General features: G+C 73.9%; 16 protein-coding genes. 14 read left to right on the top strand and 2 right to left on the bottom strand.

Annotated features, from left to right (window positions below):
- The first annotated feature begins 36 nt into the window (after positions 1-36).
- The 11 genes from lxmA to ACZ45Q_RS09135 all read left to right on the top strand — a co-directional run bounded on the left by lxmA (position 37) and on the right by ACZ45Q_RS09135 (position 11,725).
- A complete protein-coding gene (lxmA, locus tag ACZ45Q_RS09185) occupies positions 37-255 on the top strand; it encodes a lexapeptide family class V lantibiotic (RefSeq protein WP_141310909.1) in 219 nt (72 codons plus the stop codon).
- A gap of 95 nt (positions 256-350) precedes the next feature.
- Positions 351-965 carry a peptide terminal cysteine decarboxylase LxmD gene (lxmD, locus tag ACZ45Q_RS09180; RefSeq protein WP_468257165.1) on the top strand — a complete coding sequence of 205 codons (615 nt, stop codon included), beginning with the start codon at positions 351-353 and terminating at the stop codon, positions 963-965.
- A 74-nt stretch (positions 966-1,039) separates the two neighbouring features.
- A complete protein-coding gene (locus ACZ45Q_RS09175) occupies positions 1,040-2,137 on the top strand; it encodes a serine/threonine-protein kinase (RefSeq protein ID WP_468257163.1) in 1,098 nt (365 codons plus the stop codon).
- Entirely contained in the window at positions 2,134-3,456 is a 1,323-nt protein-coding gene (gene lxmK / locus ACZ45Q_RS09170; protein ID WP_468257160.1) for a class V lanthionine synthetase subunit LxmK, read from the top strand. Before ACZ45Q_RS09175 ends, lxmK begins: the two co-directional genes overlap by 4 nt.
- On the top strand, positions 3,453-4,529 hold the full coding sequence (locus ACZ45Q_RS09165) for a T3SS effector HopA1 family protein (RefSeq protein WP_468257157.1): 1,077 nt from the start codon (positions 3,453-3,455) through the stop codon (positions 4,527-4,529). Before lxmK ends, ACZ45Q_RS09165 begins: the two co-directional genes overlap by 4 nt.
- Positions 4,526-5,365, top strand: coding sequence for a class I SAM-dependent methyltransferase (locus tag ACZ45Q_RS09160; RefSeq protein WP_468257154.1), 840 nt, complete (start codon positions 4,526-4,528; stop codon positions 5,363-5,365). Before ACZ45Q_RS09165 ends, ACZ45Q_RS09160 begins: the two co-directional genes overlap by 4 nt.
- Positions 5,362-6,705 (top strand): M16 family metallopeptidase, encoded by a 1,344-nt coding sequence (locus ACZ45Q_RS09155; protein WP_468257152.1) that lies wholly within the window; start codon positions 5,362-5,364, stop codon positions 6,703-6,705. The genes ACZ45Q_RS09160 and ACZ45Q_RS09155 overlap by 4 nt, the downstream gene beginning before the upstream one ends.
- On the top strand, positions 6,702-8,012 hold the full coding sequence (locus tag ACZ45Q_RS09150) for a M16 family metallopeptidase (protein ID WP_468257149.1): 1,311 nt from the start codon (positions 6,702-6,704) through the stop codon (positions 8,010-8,012). Before ACZ45Q_RS09155 ends, ACZ45Q_RS09150 begins: the two co-directional genes overlap by 4 nt.
- Before the next feature lie 237 nt (positions 8,013-8,249).
- A complete protein-coding gene (gene lxmJ / locus ACZ45Q_RS09145; RefSeq protein ID WP_468257146.1) occupies positions 8,250-9,245 on the top strand; it encodes a F420-dependent peptide dehydroalanine reductase LxmJ in 996 nt (331 codons plus the stop codon).
- 196 nt (positions 9,246-9,441) lie between these two features.
- Complete coding sequence (locus tag ACZ45Q_RS09140) at positions 9,442-10,554, top strand: sugar ABC transporter substrate-binding protein (RefSeq protein ID WP_468257144.1); 1,113 nt, start codon at positions 9,442-9,444, stop codon at positions 10,552-10,554.
- 130 nt (positions 10,555-10,684) lie between these two features.
- A complete protein-coding gene (locus ACZ45Q_RS09135) occupies positions 10,685-11,725 on the top strand; it encodes a helix-turn-helix transcriptional regulator (RefSeq protein WP_468257141.1) in 1,041 nt (346 codons plus the stop codon).
- On the opposite strand, the gene ACZ45Q_RS09130 is transcribed toward ACZ45Q_RS09135, so the two are convergent.
- Together ACZ45Q_RS09130 and ACZ45Q_RS09125 are read right to left on the bottom strand one after the other, a co-directional pair.
- Positions 11,688-12,665: a helix-turn-helix transcriptional regulator gene (locus ACZ45Q_RS09130; protein WP_468257139.1), complete on the bottom strand. Its 978-nt coding sequence runs from the start codon at positions 12,663-12,665 to the stop codon at positions 11,688-11,690. The two genes, ACZ45Q_RS09135 and ACZ45Q_RS09130, sit on opposite strands and share 38 nt — an antisense overlap.
- Positions 12,662-13,693, bottom strand: coding sequence for a helix-turn-helix transcriptional regulator (locus ACZ45Q_RS09125; RefSeq protein WP_468257136.1), 1,032 nt, complete (start codon positions 13,691-13,693; stop codon positions 12,662-12,664). Before ACZ45Q_RS09125 ends, ACZ45Q_RS09130 begins: the two co-directional genes overlap by 4 nt.
- Positions 13,694-13,991: 298 nt before the next feature.
- Here ACZ45Q_RS09125 and ACZ45Q_RS09120 point away from each other — a divergent pair, with 298 nt between their 5' ends.
- From ACZ45Q_RS09120 to ACZ45Q_RS09110, 3 genes are all read left to right on the top strand, one after another.
- Complete coding sequence (locus ACZ45Q_RS09120; protein WP_468257133.1) at positions 13,992-14,327, top strand: hypothetical protein; 336 nt, start codon at positions 13,992-13,994, stop codon at positions 14,325-14,327.
- A gap of 486 nt (positions 14,328-14,813) precedes the next feature.
- Entirely contained in the window at positions 14,814-17,411 is a 2,598-nt protein-coding gene (clpB, locus tag ACZ45Q_RS09115) for an ATP-dependent chaperone ClpB (protein WP_468257131.1), read from the top strand.
- A 236-nt stretch (positions 17,412-17,647) separates the two neighbouring features.
- Complete coding sequence (locus ACZ45Q_RS09110; protein WP_468257128.1) at positions 17,648-18,181, top strand: YbjN domain-containing protein; 534 nt, start codon at positions 17,648-17,650, stop codon at positions 18,179-18,181.
- Positions 18,182-18,248 lie beyond the last annotated feature (67 nt).

Raw genomic sequence — 18,248 nt, 5'->3', positions numbered from 1 at the left:
CGGCAGCCGCGATCCACTGTCACAAGGGAGAGAACCATGCAGTCCACCCAGAACGAGAAGGACCTGTTCGAGGGCTACACCGCCTACACCTCCGCCGAGGAGCTGGGCCTGTACGACGGCAAGGACGCCGCGCCCGCGTTCAGCCCGACCATCCCGTGGGCGATCCGCGCGACCATCATCACGGCCCGCTCCTCGCAGCAGTGCGCCGCGGCCCTCGGCTCGCTGACCGCCAAGACCATCGAGAAGAAGTGCTGACCGGACACACCGATCAGTGACCCGCGGGGAGGGGCCGGTGCCGGCCACCGGCCCCTCCCCGGGCAAACCACCACGCGTTTTCCAGGAGGACGGTCATGGAGGTCCCGGACCCCACCGGTGTCGCGGACCCCGGATTCCGGCGGGTTCTGCTCGTCGGCACCGGAGCGCTCAGCGTGGCTTTTCTGCCCTTCTGGACCAACTGGCTGGGCAACACGTTTCCGGAAATGGAGAAACGGGTCGTGCTGACCCGTTCCGCGCGCCGCTTCGTCTCCGCCGAGGCGACGGCCGCGCTCAGCGGGAACGACGTCGTCACCGACGACTGGAACGAGGCCGGCCCCGGCACCGCCCCGCACGTGGAACTGGCTCGCTGGCCCGACCTGGTCCTCGTCCACCCGGCCACGATGCACTTCCTGAGCCGGTACGCGCTCGGGCTCACCGACACGCCGCTGCTGTGCGCCCTTCAGTCCACCTCGGCGCTGGTCGGCGTGGCCCCCTCGCTGCCGCCCGGCGCCCAGCTCAGCCCGGTCGTCCGGGGGCACCTCGACACCCTGCGGGCCCGCCCCGGCGTCGTCGTCGCGCCGACCGTGCCCGCGGTCAGCGCGAGCACCGGGGAGACCGAGGACGGCGGCGCCGCGCCGCTGTCGGAGCTGATGGGCCTGTGCGTGGGGGCGTACGCGCGGGAGCGGCGGGCGGAGGCGGAGGAGGAATGACGGGGGGAAGCGCGCCGGGAGCGACGGCGCGGACCGCGGTGGGATCGGCGGCGGGAAGGGCCGGGGGAGCGTCGGTGGCCGAGGGGCCGACGGCAGCCGCGGAGCCGGCGGTGGCCGCGGAGCCGGCGGTGGCCGAGGAGCCGGCGGTGGTCGCGGAGTTCGCCACCGGGCTTCAGGTCACGCGGGTCCGGCGGACCCCGGACGGGCGCTACGCGTGGTGGCAGGGTCCGGGGCCGTCCGCGGCTCCGTCCCCGTCGCGGGCGCCGGCCGCGCCGCTCGTGCCGTACGTCCCCCGGCACACCTCGGGCGCCCGGCTGGCCGTTCCGCGTCCGTCCGCCGGGGGGCTGGAGCACCTCGCGGACGGCCCGTACTCGGCCGCCGCCTGGTTGCGGGACCCCCGTCCGGCGGTACGGCGGCTGGTGGCGCACACCCTGGCCGCCGCGGGGCTCGCGCTGCGGGACCTGCACGCCGTCGCCGTGCCGGAGACGGCGGACGTCCCGCCGGCGCTGGCACGGCTGCGGGCGTTCCTGGCCGGCCGGGACACGACGGGCCCTGCCCTGGGGCGGCTGCACGAGCACGCGGTACGCGTCTGGGGCCCCGCCCGCTTCGAACGGCTCCGCTCCTGGTGCGCCCAGCTCGCCGAACCCGGCGGCACCGATTCCGGCCGGCTCGCTTCCGGCGGGCTCGCTTCCGACGGGTCCGAGGCCGGCGCCTCCGAGGCCGGCGCCTCCGAGGCCGGCGGCCCCGAGCCGGGGGGCGCCGGTCCCGGCCGCGTCGTGCTCGTGCACGGCTTCGCCTCCCTCGGCGCGCTGATCCCGCCCCTGCACCGGGGTCCGGTGGCGCTGCTGACCGGGGAGGACCTCGGGGCCGCCCGGCCCGAACTGGACCTGGGCTGGCTCCTCGGCGACCTCGCCGAACTGCGGTGGGCCGTACCGGGGTCGGAGGCGTTCGGCGGGCCGGAGCTGCCGCGGGTGCTGCTCGACGCGTACGGGCCCGGCGCGGACCGGGCGCTGGCCGGCCGGGCCGCCGTCGTCCGGATCGCCGCCCACATGCGGGACTTCGCCGCCTACTGCGACTGGAGCGACGAACTCACCGACTACACCGCCTTCATCGCTGACCTGATCGACGAGGAGGGCCGCCGCGCGGTCCCCGGGGGAGCCACCACACCATGACCACCACCACGACCCAACGCCCGCGCACCCGGCAGCGCTACCGGCCCACCGAGCTGGACACCGTCCCCGCCGTCGGCGCGCTGCTGCACCGGCTCGGGCTCGGCGGGCTCGATGCGGAGTCAGTCACCGCGTTCGGCGGGCGCAACGACAACTGGGCGGGGCCGACCACGACCGGCGAGCAGGTGTTCGTCAAGACGGTCGCGCCGCTGCCCGACGGCGCCGGCTGCCCCGAGCTGGAACGCTCCCTGAGCTTCGAGGGCCTCGCCCTCCAGCTGCCGCCCGGCTCGGCGCTGCGCTCGCCCGAGCTGCTCGGCGCCGACCCGGCGGCAGGGGTGACCGTCCACCGGCTGGTGCCCGGCGCCCGCTCCGGGGCCGAACTGGCCCTGGACGGGGAGTTCGACGAGGAACTGTGCCGCGAGGCCGGGCGGGCCGTCGGCACCCTGCACGCGCTGCCGCCCACCGACGGCCTGGACACCTCGCAGGCGCCGCTGCCGCCGCTGACGTGGCTGAAGGCCCTGCCGTGGAGCGCCGTCCAGGAGCGCAGCATGGCGCAGATCGCCGCCTGGCAGCTCGTCCAGGACGACACCGAGGTGGTGGCGGCACTGCACCGGCTGCGGGACCTGGAGGGGACCGTGCCGCGCACCCCGGCCCACTGCGACCTGCGCTTCGACCAGTTCATCCGGGCCGAGGAGGGCCGGGGCGCGCTCCACCTGGTCGACTGGGAGGAGTTCCGGCTCGCCGACCCCGCGCGGGACGTGGGCGCCTTCGCCGGGGAGTGGCTGTTCCACGCCACCTACTCCGTCTTCGCGCCGACGGAGGCGGTACCCGGCCGGGCGGAGGAGAGCGCCGGGTTCGGGCTGACGCACGAGGAGATCGTGGCGCGTGGTTCGGCGAGCCTGCGCCGGTATCTGCCCCGGATCGCCGCGTTCTGGCAGGGCTACCTGGAGTGCCGGCCGCTCGGCCGCGCGGTCGACGCCGGTCTGCCCGAGCGGGCCGCCGCGTACGCCGGGTGGCACATGTACGACCGCCTGATCGCCACCGCCGAGTCGCACGCGACCCTCAACCCCGTCGCCCGTGCGGCCGCCGGCATCGGCCGCACGGTGCTGCTCGACCCGGAGGGCGCCGCGGGGACGCTGGGGCTGCGCCTGCCGGACGGGGAGGGCCCCGGCCCTTCCGCCACCGCCGCCGGCTCCGTCACCGCCGGCTCCGTCACCGGCACAGCGATCACCGTCGGCGGCACAACGACCACCGCCGTCACCTGGGACTCCGCCGCAACCCCGGACACCTCAGACCCCTCGAACGGGAGCAGCCACCGATGACCCTCCCCCTGCTGGACTCCCCGGTGCGGGACGTCTCCCCCGTCGCCCGGCACCGGGGCCTCGCCCCCCGGCTGGCCGCCGCGCTCGGTGCGGTCTCCGTCGCCCCGGGCGCCCGCGAGGCCACCGTCGCCGGGCGGCAGGTCACCGCCGACAGCCCGCGCGACCTGCGCGGCCGGCTCACCAACGCGCTGTACGAGGAACTGCACGCCGGCCGCCACCGCGGCGGCGACCTGCCCGAGGGCCCGCCCCCGCGCCGCACGCTGCGCGACCCCGCCCTGGAGCGCCGGCTCTCGGCCGCCGTACCGCACGCCACCACGCCCACCCGCGGCCGGCTGGTCGAGGTGGACCGGCGGCCGGACGGCGACCTGCTCGTCGTACGGCTCCCGGAGGTCACCGCGCGGGTCCCCGCCGACCGGCTGCTGAGCCCGGCCGCCCCGCCCGAGCCCGGCGCGCACGTCGAACTCGCCCTGGAGGCCGCCCGGCCCGCGCTGTCGCCCGGCTTCTTCTACGTCATGGGCTCGCGCCCGCTGCCCCGTCCCGCCGGCGCCGTACGCCGTCTGTTCCTGCACGCGCGGGACGCGGACGCGGCGGTCGTGCTGTGGGGCGCGGCGCTCGACGCGCTGGAGGCGGCCGGGGCCCGCTACCACGCCAAGGTGCTCTCCGACCCCCAGGACTTCCCGCGCCGGGACGCCGTCGTCGTCTATCTGCACGGCGACCACCGGCCCGGCCAGCGCGCGGTCGTCGCGGCCGTCGCCCCCCACGCGGGCACGCTGACCGGCGCCGACACCTCGGTGTTCACCGAGGAACTCGCGCCGGGCGTCGCCGCCGCCTGGGACCCCGAGGACCCGCGCCCCGGCCAGAACGGCATGAGCTTCGGCCAGCACCGCGCGTTCGCCCTCGCCTCCGGGCTGATCGCCGCCGCCCTGGCCGGCGAGACCGGTAGCGCTGACGCCGCCGGCGCGCCCGGCGTGCTCACGCGCGAGGAGCACGTCGTACGGGCCTTCCACGAGGCCGGCATCGACCCGCTGCACCCCCACGACAACCTCGACACCCGCCCGGGAGACGGACGATGACGACCACCACCGCCCCTGCCTCCGCCCCCGTCGCCGAGACGGCCGCCGGGTCGGCCGCGGAAACGGCCGCGGAGACCGCCGGAGGCCTCGGCACCGCGCTGACCACCGCCTACAGCGACGCCCTCGCCGAGGTGTACGACGAGATCTACCCCGGCACCCCGGACCTGGAGGACATCGCCGACTTCCTGCTCACCCTCACCGCGTCCGGCGCGAGCGTCCTCGAACTGGGCGTGGGCACCGGCCGGGTGGCACTGCCGCTCGCCGACAAGGGCTTCGCGGTGCACGGCGTCGACTCCTCCGCGGGCATGCTCGCCCGCCTCGCCGAGAAGGACCCCGAGGGCCGGATCACGCCCGTGCACGCGGACTTCGCCGGCCTCGACCTCGGCCGGACCTTCGACGTCGTCCTCGCGCCCTTCAACTCCCTGTGCTGCGCGGTCACCCCGGACGAGCAGATCGCCCTGATGCACGCGGTGGCCCGGCACACGGCGCCCGACGGCGTCGTCGTCATCGAGACGTTCGACCCCAGCGACTACCACGTCCAGAAGAAGAACGAGATCAGCACCTATCCGATCCCGGGGCGCGGAGCCATGATCGAGTCCATCGGGGTGCTGCCCGCCTCGCAGAACATGATGGTCCACAACACCCTGTTCCTCGACGGCGAGCCGCCGAAGTCCGCGACCACGGTGATGCGGTACCTGTGGCCGAGCGAGCTGGACCTGCTCGCCGGCATCGCCCGCCTGGAGCTGTCCGACCGCTGGTCCGGCTGGCGCGAGCAGCCCTTCGACGGGGGCGACAGCCGCAAGATGTGCGTCTCCGTGTACCGGCCGCTGTCGTGAGCGTCCCCCTGGTCGTCGAGGAACTGCCCGGCCGCGGACTGGCGGCCGTCGCGCTGACCGTGGCCGCGGGCGGTGACGACGACCCGCCCGGCCGGCACGGCATGGCGCACCTCGTGGAGCACCTGATGTTCCCACGCGGCGACGAGGGCGACGCGGGCCATGTCGCCCTGGTCGAGGAGGCGGGCGGCATGTGCAACGCCGAGACCCACCGCGACCACACCGTCTTCCACACCGTCGTCCCCGCCGACGCCCTGCCCGACGTACTGGCGTGGGAGGCCCGGCGGCTGCTCCGCTTCCGGCCGGCGCCCGCGGCCGTGCGCTCCGAGGCCGCGGTCATCGCCGAGGAGATCCGCGCGGCGGACGCCGGCAACCGGCTCTGGGACACCGTGCTCGCCGGGCTCCACCCGGGGGCGCGCGACGCCTACGGCACGGCCGCCGAGCTGGCGGAGGCCACGGCGGGGGAGGCGGCGGCGTTCTTCCGGCGGCACTACCGGCCCGGTCGTGCGGTGCTGTCCGTGGTCGGGGACGTGACGGTGGGGCGGGTCGCGGAGCTGGCCGAGCGGGAGTTCGCGGGCTGGACCGCACAGCCGGCGGGGCCCTCGCAGCCGGCGGGACCCGCGCAGTTCCCGAGTCATGCCCAGTCAGCGGCCCCCGCGCAGGCCCCTGGTGACGCGCATCCCCCGAGTCACGTCCAGCCCCCGAGCCACGCGCGGCCCCTTAGAGACGTACGGCCGGAGGGCGCCACGGCTGTCGCGAACGGGACCGTCGGCGATCCGGCCGATCCGGTCCCGTACCACCGGGATGGCGTGGCGATCGGCCTCGCCCTCGCCGATCCCCGGCACGGCCTGCGCCCCTACCTCGCGCAGGTCGTCCTCTGCGAGATCCTGCGCCGGACCACGCTCCCCGGGCTCCTGGCCCGTGCCGACGGGCTGGACGCCGCCACCGTGCACTGCGGCTACCAGGGCCAGTGGCTCGCCTCCGCCGCCCCCGACCTCGCGCTCGTCCTGCTCGGCAGGGAGCCGGGCTGTGGCACCGAGGAGGCCGTCGCCCGGTGGCTGGACGCGCTCGGCGCACTGGCCGCCGCCCCGCCCGCACCGGACGACCTGAAGCGCGCGGTGGCCGTCCTGCGCGCGGGCTGCCACCGCCAGGCCGACTCGCTCGCCGCCCGCGCGGTCACCCACGGCCGCGCCGAACTGCTCTTTCCGGGACGGCCCGGCGCCGGACCCGACGGCATTCCCGGGGAACTGTCCGCCGTCACCGCCGCCGACGTGTCGGCCGCCGCCCGTGCCCTGCTCACCGCGGACCGGACCGTCCGCACCCTTCAGGGAGCCGCCTCATGAAGGTCCTGTCGTCCCCGAGCCCCGCGGCACCGAGTGCCGCCCTCCGCGCGGTCCTGCCCAACGGCCTGGACACCGTCGTCGTCCCCGCGCCGGGCGCCCCGCTGGCCGAGCTGCGCCTGGTCCTGCCCTACGCGCGCACCGAGCCCGCGCAGGCCGCCGTACAGGAGCTGCTCGCCGCCGGGCTCGGCACCGCCACGCAGACCCTGGACCGCCGGGCCGTCGCCGACCGGGCGGCCGGCCTCGGGGCCGAGTTCAGCACGGTGGTGACCGCCGAGCACCTGGTGCTCTCGGTGAGCGTGCTGGCGGACGGGCTCCCGCACGCCCTGGCACTCCTCGCCGGCCTGCTCCTGCGTCCGGCGTACGACGGTCCGGCCCGGGCCCCCCGGGCGTACGGCCGTCGGGCGGCCCAGGGACCCGGCGGTCACCCGCCGCGGCGCGCCGTGCCCGGGCCCCGGGCCCGCCTCCGCCGCGCCCAGCTCCACCACGCCTTCGGCGGCCCCCACCCGCTGACCGACGCCGCCACCGGCGACGCCACCGGCACCGTCCCCACGGCCGGGGACCTGCTCGCCTTCCACCGCCGGGCGGTCGTCCCGCGCGGAGCCGTCCTTCTGGTGCTGACCGGCGAGGACCCGGACCGGGTGGCGGCCCGGCTGGGCGAGGAGCTGGCGGACTGGACCGGCGGGCCCTCCGGCCTCCTGCTGCCCCCCTTCCCCCGCCGCACCCCCACCCCCGGGCGGCTGTCCCTGCGCGACCCCGCCGCCGGCCAGGCGCTGCTGCTGACCGCCGGCCCCGCCGTCCCGGCCCCCGACCCGGCGCACACCGCGCTGCACCTGGCACAGGTCGTTCTGGGCGGCCACGCCGCGTCCCGGCTGACCCGGCGGCTGCGGGAGCGCCACGGGCTGGCGTACGCCGTCGACGCCCGGATCCGGCAGAACCGCGCGGGCTGCTGGCTGGAGATCGACTGCGCGGGCGCGCCCGGCACCGGTGACCGGCTGGCGGAGGAGGTCACCGCCTGCCTCGCGGAGCTCGCGGCCGACGGGCCCACCCCCGAGGAGGCGCGCCGCGCCCGCCGCTACGCCGCCGGGTTCACCCGCTTCGCCCTCGCCACCCGCGCCGAGCAGGCGAGCGCGCTGGCGGGCTTCGCGGCGAGCGGCCTGCCGCTGGACTGGCTCACGCACTACCCGGACGCCATGGCCCGGGTCCCGGACCGGCTCATCGCCAGGGCCGCCGCCGAGTACCTGGACCCGTCCCGCACCCTGGTGGCCACCCTCGACCACCAGCCCGCCCCCGCCCCCGCGCACCCGTGACGCCCGGTCCGCCACCGGCCTCCGGTCCGCCACCGGTCTTCGGGCTCGCCACCGGCCTCCCGGCCGTCACCGGACGCCGGGCCCGGACCGACGGCCCCGTCCCGCGACGGCCGCCCCCACCCGCACGTCGCCCCGCAGCCACCGGCACCCCACACCCCGCGTACAGACCCCAGACCCGCGGCCCACACCGGCACCGGGCCCGCACCCGCACCCGCACCCACACCCAGGACAGGCACGATGACCACACCGGACCGGCAGACCGACGCACCGGCGGTCCTCTACCCGCTCCAGCCCGACCACCCCGCTCTCGTCGCCCCGTTCGCCGAGCTGGTGGCCCGCACCGGCGCCCGGCGGCTCTGGCTCTGCCAGTCCTTCCGGGCGGAACCGCACCAGGTGCTGGCCCACCTGGCGGGCATGGGCCACACCGTCCCCGTGGGCACGGCGGTCACCCTGCTCCCGCTGCGGCACCCGTACGAGGCGGCGCTCCAGGCCCGTTCCCTCGCGCTGCTCACCGGCCGCCCCGTGGTGGCCGGATACGGCATCGGCACCCCGGAGTTCGCCCACGGACTCGCCCCCGAGCCGTACCGCAGCCCGCGCACCGCGGTGGGCGACTACCTGACGTCCGTGCGCGCCCTGCTGGACGGCGAGGGGGTGGCGCACGACGGCCCGTACCACCGCCTGCACGCCGGTCTGCCGCCGGTGGGCCCGCACGCGCCGGTCGAGGTCGGTGCCGGGGTGCTGCGGCCCGGCATGGCCCGCACGGCGGGCGCGACCGCGGACGTCGCGATCACCTGGATGACGCCGCCGTCCTACCTCCGTGACACCCTCGTGCCCCAACTGGCCGCCGGTGCAGCCGAGGCGGGCCGCGCCGGCCGCCCGCGCGTCGCGACCGCCGTCCACGTGGCCGTCCGCCGTCCCGGCCGCGACCCGCGCCGCCTGGCCGAGGCCGCCGCCGGCACCCATCTGCGCGCCCCCCACTACGCGGACATGCTCCGACGCGCCGGCGTGGACGTCGACGGCCCCGATCCGGCCGCCGAACTCCTGCGCGCCCAGGTGGTGGTGACCGGCACCGCCGAGGAGATCGCCGCCGCGCTGGCCGACTACCGGGCCGCGGGCGTCGGTGAACTGGTCCTCAACCCCACCGCCACCCTCCTCACCGAGGGCGTCCACGCCGCCGTCGACGACCTCGAGGAGATCGCCGCGGCCCTCGCGGCCGGGCCCGCGCATGTGTGAACGACCTGTGGACGTACGACCGGGAGACCCCCGCGGGTCGGGCGCGGATTCGCCGCGAGTTCAGCGGAGGGTACCGTTCCCATCTCGTTAAGTGGATCCTCTTGACGCCGATGGTGCCGGAAGCGTTGGCTTTTCAGTCACATGGGTCGCACAGCTGTGCCCACGTCCCGAAAACGCACCTGAAGTGAGCCCCCGTATGCGTCGTCGTATCGCCACGTCCGTGGCCGCCGCCACCATGTCCGCCATGCTCGCCGGCTGCGGCGCGCTCAACGCGACGGGCAGCAGCGACGACGCGAGCCCGACGAAGGGCAACGACATCACCGTGGGGCTGCTCCTTCCGGAGACGGCCAACACGCGCTACGAGCAGTTCGACTACCCCATCTTCAAGGAGAAGGTCGCCGAACTCACCGACGAACAGGGCAAGGTCGAGTACGCCAACGCCGAGGCGAGCGCCCAGCGGCAGTCCGACCAGATGCAGCAGATGATCGACGACCAGGTCGACGTGATCGTGCTGGACGCGGTCGACTCGCACGCCATCGCGGACAGCGTGCAGAAGGCCAAGGACGCGGGCATCCCGGTCATCGCCTACGACCGGCTGGCCGAGGGACCGATCGACGCCTACATCTCCTTCGACAACGAGCTGGTCGGCGAGGTCCAGGGCCGCTCCCTGCTGGAGGCGCTCGGCGAGGAGCTGGACAGCTCCGACAAGATCGTGATGATGAACGGCTCGCCCACCGACCCCAACGCCAAGCAGTTCAAGGCGGGCGCGCTGTCGCAGCTCCAGGGCAAGGTGACGATCGCCGCGTCCTACGACACCAAGGGCTGGAAGCCGGAGAACGCCCAGGAGAACATGGCCCGGGCGATCGCGTCGATCGGCAAGGACAACATCGCCGCCGTGTACGCGGCCAACGACGGCATGGCCGGCGGTGTCATCGAGGCCCTGGAGGCGGCGGGCGTCACCGATCTGCCGCCGATCACCGGGCAGGACGCGGAACTGGCGGGCGTGCAGCGGATCGTCAGCGGCGAGCAGCACATGAGCGTGTACAAGTCCTACCCGGAGGAGGCGGAGAACGCCGCGGAGCTGGCCGTGGCCCGGGTCCAGGGCAAGGACATCCAGTTCGACGCGCTCGCCCGCGACAAGGTCGACAGCCCCACCCACAAGGGCATCCCCGCGCAGCTGGTCCCCGTCGTCGCCCTGACCCAGGAGAACATCGAGGAGACCGTCGTCGCCGACGGCATCCACAAGGTCTCCGACATCTGTACGGCCCCGTACGCGGCGGCGTGCGAGGAGATCGGCCTCAAGGGCTGAAACGCCCCGCCCGGCCCCGGACTTGGCGTCGCCGCTGCCGCCGCCGCCCAGGGAGCCGTGTTGCGGACCCGGTTCCGGCCGCGCATAGTTGCGCTGCGGAACGAGGCGGAAACCGGGGGTGAGATGGGCGATGGCCGGGTCCGGGGCGGAGGAGCATCCGCACGGCGCTGACCGACTGTGCGAGGCCGGGGACCGCGTGTACTCCCGGGCCGTGCGGCGCGGCCGGGTGCCGCGCCGGGACGCCGAGTCCGTGCCGTGCCTGCTGGAGCTGGCGCTGCTGCATCCCGACCCCGACGACATGGACTGGCTGGTGCCCACCTCCCCGCAGGAGGTGATGACCCGGCTGCTGCGCGGGGTGTACGACGAGGTCAGCGCCAGCCAGCGGCGGGTGGGTTCGGCGGTTGCCGCCTTCGAGTGGTACGCGGGACTGGGCCGCCAGGTGCGGCCGGCGCCGGTCGCGGCCGAGGGCGGTGCGGCGATCCGCGTCCTGGACGGACTGGCCCGGATCCAGGCCGCGATGGACGAGGCGACGCAGGCGTGCACCACGGAGGTGCTCACCGTGCAGCCCGGCGGCATCCGCCGGGAACACGAGCTGTCGGAGGGGCTGCACCGGGCGCTGGCGCTGCGCGGGCGCGGGGTGCGGATGCGGGACCTGTACACGCACGTGGCGCGGCACGGGCAGGGGCTGCTCAACTACCTGGAGCTGATGGGCGACGCGGTGGAGGCGCGCACGCTGGACGAGGTGATCGACCGGCTCATCCTCTTCGACCGCACCGTCGCCTTCATCCCGGCCAACTCCGACCGCACGATGGCGCTGGAACTGCGCCACCCCGCGCTGATCGAGTACCTGGTCACCGTCTTCGAGCGCCTGTGGCGCCTCGCCATCCCGCTGACCGCGCCGCTGCCCGACACCGGCATCGAGGGCATCTCCCACCGCGAGCGCTCCATCGCGGCGCTGCTGGCGGAGGGGCACCAGGACGCGGTGATCGCCGAACGCCTGGGCATCAGCGTCCGTACGGCCCGGGCGCACATCGCCCGCCTGTCGGAGACGCTGGGCGCCACCAGCCGCACCCAGCTCGGCGTCCGCATCGCCCAGGCCGGCCTGGACGGCCCCACCCAGACGTCCGCCTCCGTCAGGGTTCCCGGTCAAGGATCCCCGACCGCCCGATGAGGTACCCGAGCTGAGCCCGGCTCTCACTGCCGAGGGTCGCGGCGAGCTTGGCGATGTGCACCCGCGCGGTACGGACGTTCATGCCGAGACGGTCGGCGATGACGGCGTCGGTGTGCCCCTCGATCAGCAGCGCGGCGATGGCGCGCTGGCGGGGGGTGATGCCGTTGAGGGTGGGCTGCCGGACGGGGTGCGGGTGCATGGGGGTGGCCAAGTGCCACAGGCGGTCGAAGATTGTGACGAAGTAGGAGACAAGGGCAGGGTGCCGGATTTCCAGGGCGAGGGACCGGTCGGCGTTGGCGGGGATGAAGGCCGTGCCGCGGTCGATGATGATGAGGCGCTCCGTGACTTCGTCCAGGGTACGGGCCTCGACGTCGCCCCGCAGTTGCTCATAGCGCGCGGCCACCTGCGGCGCGTGGCGCACGGTGTGGTGGTAGAGGGCGCGGATGCGTCCCCCGCGGTCGAGCACGGCCTGGTCGCGCTTCATGGCGGCCTCGTGGAACTTCGCGCGGGCCGGTGCGTAGCTGTTGTGCGGTTGTATGGTCAGGAGTTCCTTGGCTTCGGCCATGACCTCGTCGAGGACCTGACTGATGCGCTCCTTCTTGCTGTGCATCGTGATGCGTGCGGCGGTGGTGTCGTCGCACTGTCCGCTCATCCGCATCAGTGGTTCGAAGGTCTCGGCCAGCCGCTCCGCTCTTCTGCGTTCGTCGGCGATGCGGTCCTCGGAGGAACGCAGCAGCCGGTGCAGGGCAATGGCCGGGGCGACGGGTGCGAGCCGGTCCGGGTCGTCGACGGCCGGGTACAGGAGGCCGGCGTCGACCAGGCACGGTGCGGCTACGGCCGTCGCGGTGTCCACATGGCCCTCGCGCAGCGCGCGGCTGTACACCTCCAGACCTGGCGGGCACAGTTCGCCGACTCTGTGACCGTGCGCTTCGGCCGTCACGGCTGGCTCTCCCGGTGCTTGGTCACGTGCTCGAGAATTCCCGACTGGGCGATGAGGTAGCCGAGCTGGGCCCGGCTGCCGCTGCCGAGCGCCTGGGCGAGCTTGGCTATGTGAGCGCGGCAGGTGCGGACGTTCATACCGAGCCGGCGGGCGATGGCCTCGTCGACATGGCCTTCCACGAGGAGTTTGGCGATGGAGTGCTGGATGTCGGTGATGCCGTCGGGGGCGGTTTCATAGGGAGTGCCGGCGCTCAACGGGACGGCGCGGCCCCACATGAACTCAAAGACTTTGATCAGATACCTGACAAGGCCGGCGTGCCTGATCTCCAGGGCGACCTGACGGTCCTCCCGGATCGGTATGAAGGCCACTGTTTCGTCGCAGATGATGAGCCGCTCGACCAGTTCGTCGATCGTGCGGTACTCCGCCTTTCCGTTGGCGAAGCGGTCCACGTAGGCCAGCCGTTCAGGGCTGTATCGGGCCGTGTGCTGATAGAGCGTACGGATCCGGACACCCCTCTCGACCAGAGTCTGGTCGCGCTCCAAGCCTTCGATTGCCCTGCGTTCCGGGTGGCGAGCACTCGGCTGCACGGTGAGCATCTCGTTCTGGCACTGGTCGGTGGCCAGGTCGAGTGCCGCGTTGATCCGGTCGAGCCCTTCCAGCACGGTGATCGAGTGGGTCGGAGTGGTGCCCTGAGCGCTGAGTGCCATGAACGGTTCGAACGCGTCGGACAGTTCTATGGAGGTGCGACGGCGTGCGGAGATCTCGCGCTCGATCGGGAGCAGGCGCTGGGCCAAAGCAACCGAGGGCGGCACAGGGCGTAGCCAGTTCGGGTCGTCCGGGTCTGGATGAAGGAGGGCGAACTCCATCAGGCACGGGGCGGACTGCACGTCCACTCGGGCGATACGGCCGGCACGCAGAGCATTCGCGTAGAGACGTCCCCCGGCCTCGCACAGTTCGGTCAGGGCGTGGGGATGTGCGTCATTAGCCCGATTTGTTGTCAAACCTCCACCCCCCAGGGTCCTGAACATGCAGGAACATGATGCACCGATTGTGTGGCCATGACGTGCCTGAATGAGCCATCGTCTTATCCGACGGGGGAACGAGGGGACCTTCAAGTGAGGACGAAGCCGACTATGTCTAAGAGAATGCTTCGCTCGGTGCTTGTCGCCGCCTTCTCCGCCGTTGTGGCCTTCGGAGCCCTGGATGGCCTCTCCGGTGCGAAGGGTGACGTCCGAGCGGACAGCAGGTGGTCAGTGACGGTGGCATCCGCCGAACCGGCCGGCGAGGACGCTGAGGTCGGCACTACAGACAGCCGTTGGTCTTGATATGACGACTCCACCTGACGACCGCTCCTTCCGTCGTGAAATGGCCACCGCCTACCGCTCCGGCTGGCACTTCATCGACCTGGTCACCGCCATCCCCCACAGCGGTGACTCGCTGATGGTGACCGTGTTCGGTGAGCCGGTCGTCGTCACGCGGGACGAGGACGGAGACGTACGGGCGTACCGGTGCCTGCGCCGGCCCCGGGGTGCCCCGCAGCCCGTGCGGTGTGCCATCCGGTACGGAATGATCTTTGTGAACCTGGACCAGCGGGACCACCGGCTCGCGCAGCCGGACGCACCCGCCCCGAGGACCATCTCAGCCACCCCCCGCAGTGCCTGACGCGATTCCCCCGTCGTAACAGATCGCTCAGGTGCTTCCCCCCGCAGCGGGGGGGGGGGGGGGGGGGGGGGGGGGGGGGGGGGGGGGGGGGGGGGGGGGGGGGGGGGGGGGGGGGGGGGGGGGGGGGGGGGGGGGGAGGGAGGGGGGGGGGGGGGGGGGGGGGGGGGGGGGGGGGGGGGGGGGGGGGGGGGGTACGTNNNNCCTCACCCCCCACCCCCCCCCCCCCCCACCACCCCCCCCCCCCCCCCCCCCCCCCCCCCCCCCCCCCCCCCCCCCCCACCCCCCCCCCCCCCGCTGCAGTTTTGTGGGGAGATTTCCGGGCATCCACCGGTTGCCGTCCTGGCCGAAACCGGCCCTCCGGTGGCCCTCCTGTCAGTGCACCCCCTCCGGGCGCGCGTTTCGCCCTTGAGTGGAATAGACTCAACTTTGTGTACGTTCTATGAGTCAGGCGAGTCAGGCACTGGACGCTAGGAGGAGAAGCCGAACGTGGACGCCGAGCTGACCAACCGGAGCCGGGACGCGCTCAACGCGGCCAGTAACCGGGCCGTGACCGAGGGGCACCCCGACCTCACCCCCGCCCACCTGCTCCTGGCTCTGCTCCAGGGACAGGACAACGAGAACATCACCGACCTCCTGGTCGCCGTCGAGGCCGACCTCGCCGCCGTGCGCTCCGGCGCCGAGCGCATCCTCGCCGGGCTGCCCAGCGTGACCGGGTCCACCGTCGCGCCCCCGCAGCCCAACCGCGAGCTGCTCGCCGTCGTCGCCGACGCGCAGGCCCGCGCCAAGGAGCTGGGCGACGAGTACCTCTCCACCGAGCACCTGCTCATCGGCATCGCCGCCAAGGGCGGAGCGGCCGGCGAGGTGCTCCAGCAGCAGGGCGCGAGCGCCGGCAAGCTCCAGGAGGCGTTCCGGAAGGCCCGCGGCGCCCGCCGGGTGACCACCGCCGATCCCGAGGGCCAGTACAAGGCCCTGGAGAAGTTCGGCATCGACTTCACCGCCGCCGCCCGCGAGGGCAAGCTGGACCCCGTCATCGGGCGTGACCAGGAGATCCGGCGGGTCGTGCAGGTGCTCAGCCGCCGGACCAAGAACAACCCCGTCCTCATCGGCGAGCCCGGCGTCGGCAAGACCGCCGTCGTCGAGGGGCTCGCCCAGCGGATCGTCAAGGGGGACGTGCCCGAGTCCCTGCGGGACAAGCGGCTGGTCGCGCTCGACCTCGGCGCCATGGTGGCCGGCGCCAAGTACCGCGGCGAGTTCGAGGAGCGGCTGAAGACCGTCCTCGCCGAGATCAAGGACTCCGACGGCCAGATCATCACCTTCATCGACGAGCTGCACACGGTCGTCGGCGCGGGCGCCGGCGGCGACTCGGCCATGGACGCCGGGAACATGCTCAAGCCGATGCTCGCCCGGGGCGAGCTGCGCATGGTCGGCGCGACCACCCTGGACGAGTACCGGGAGCGGATCGAGAAGGACCCGGCCCTGGAGCGGCGCTTCCAGCAGGTGCTGGTCGCCGAGCCGTCCGTCGAGGACTCCATCGCGATCCTGCGCGGGCTCAAGGGCCGCTACGAGGCCCACCACAAGGTGCAGATCGCCGACAGCGCGCTGGTGGCCGCCGCCACCCTCTCCGACCGGTACATCACCTCCCGCTTCCTGCCCGACAAGGCGATCGACCTGGTCGACGAGGCCGCCTCCCGGCTGCGCATGGAGATCGACTCCTCCCCCGTGGAGATCGACGAGCTCCAGCGCGCCGTCGACCGGCTCAGGATGGAGGAGCTGGCGCTGAGCAAGGAGACCGACCAGGCCTCCAAGGAGCGCCTGGACAAGCTGCGCCGCGACCTCGCCGACAAGGAGGAGGAGCTGCGCGGCCTGACCGCCCGCTGGGAGAAGGAGAAGCAGTCCCTCAACCGGGTCGGCGAGCTGAAGGAGAAGCTGGACGAACTGCGCGGGCAGGCCGAGCGCGCCCAGCGCGACGGCGACTTCGACACCGCCTCCAAGCTGCTGTACGGCGAGATCCCGGCCGTGGAGCGGGACCTGGAGGCCGCCTCCGAGGCCGAGGAGGAGGTGGCGAGGGACACCATGGTCAAGGAGGAGGTCGGCTCCGACGACATCGCGGACGTCGTCGCCTCCTGGACCGGCATCCCGGCCGGGCGCCTGCTGGAGGGCGAGACGCAGAAGCTGCTGCGCATGGAGGACGAGCTGGGCAGGCGGCTGATCGGGCAGACCGAGGCCGTGCGGGCCGTGTCCGACGCCGTGCGCCGCAGCCGTGCCGGGGTCGCCGACCCCGACCGGCCCACCGGCTCCTTCCTCTTCCTCGGGCCCACCGGCGTCGGCAAGACCGAGCTGGCCAAGGCGCTGGCCGACTTCCTCTTCGACGACGAGCGGGCGATGGTCCGCATCGACATGTCGGAGTACAGCGAGAAGCACAGCGTGGCCCGCCTGGTCGGCGCGCCCCCCGGCTACGTCGGCTACGAGGAGGGCGGCCAGCTGACCGAGGCCGTGCGCCGCCGCCCGTACTCCGTCGTCCTCCTGGACGAGGTGGAGAAGGCCCACCCCGAGGTCTTCGACATCCTGCTCCAGGTGCTCGACGACGGGCGGCTCACCGACGGACAGGGGCGGACGGTCGACTTCCGCAACACCATCCTGGTGCTCACCTCCAACCTGGGCAGCCAGTACCTGGTCGACCCGGTCACCAGCGAGCAGGAGAAGAAGGAGCAGGTGCTGGAGGTGGTGAGGGCCTCGTTCAAGCCGGAGTTCCTCAACCGGCTGGACGACCTGGTGGTCTTCTCGGCGCTGACCAAGGACGAGCTGAGCCGGATCGCCCGGCTCCAGATCGACCGCCTGGCCCGCCGGCTGTCCGAGCGCCGCCTGAGCCTGGAGGTCACCGACGAGGCGCTGGCCTGGCTGGCCGACGAGGGCAACGACCCGGCCTACGGTGCCCGCCCGCTGCGCCGCCTCGTCCAGACCGCCATCGGCGACCGCCTCGCCAGGGAGATCCTGTCCGGCGAGGTCAAGGACGGCGACACGGTCCGGGTCGACCGCTTCGGCGACGAGCTGATCGTCGGGCCGGCGACCGGCAAGACCCTCTGAGCCCGCCCGCGCGGCCCGTCCCGCCGGGGCGGGCCGCGCGGACGTACGGAGCCGGTTCCGGTCCGCCGCCCGGTGGGTAGTCGGAGTCGGACAGGACGATGCCCGCGAAGGCGACGAGGGCGTCCACCCGACCGGCCGGATCATGTCAGCTCACGGCTGACAGCGCTCCGGCAGGCTTGCCACCCCCCTCCCCGGATGGGGGAGGATGGCGGGATCCGTACGAAGGGAAAAACACGGTGAGCATCGACCCGTCCTCGATTCCGAACTTCGGGGGCCAGCAGCCCGAGCCGCAGCCCCAAGGACCGGCGGGCCCCGTCGTCCCGGATCAGGACCTCGTGAAGCAGCTCCTCGAGCAGATGGAGCTCAAGTACGTCGTCGACGACGAGGGTGACCTCGCGGCGCCGTGGGAGCAGTTCCGTACGTACTTCATGTTCCGTGGCGAGGGCGACCAGCAGGTCTTCTCGGTCCGGACGTTCTACGACCGGCCCCACCAGATCGACGACAAGCCCCAGCTGCTGGAGTCCATCGACGACTGGAACCGCCGCACGCTGTGGCCCAAGCTCTACACGCACACCCACGACGACGGCACGGTCCGCCTGATCGGCGAGGCCCAGATGCTGATCGGCATGGGCGTCAGCCTCGAGCACTTCGTGTCCTCGACGGTCAGCTGGGTCCGCGCCGCCATCGAGTTCGACCGGTGGCTGGTGGAGCAGCTCGGACTGGAGAAGGAGATCAACGACGCGGACAAGCCCCAGGACGGCGACGAGTAGGACGCCGTCCCGCCACGGCGCCCGCCACCGGGTGAGCGCCGTCCGCGAGAAGAGCCCGGCCGGGCGC

Source organism: Streptomyces sp. NPDC031049, assembly GCF_055571015.1.
This window is presented reverse-complemented; position numbering and strand designations above follow the sequence as displayed.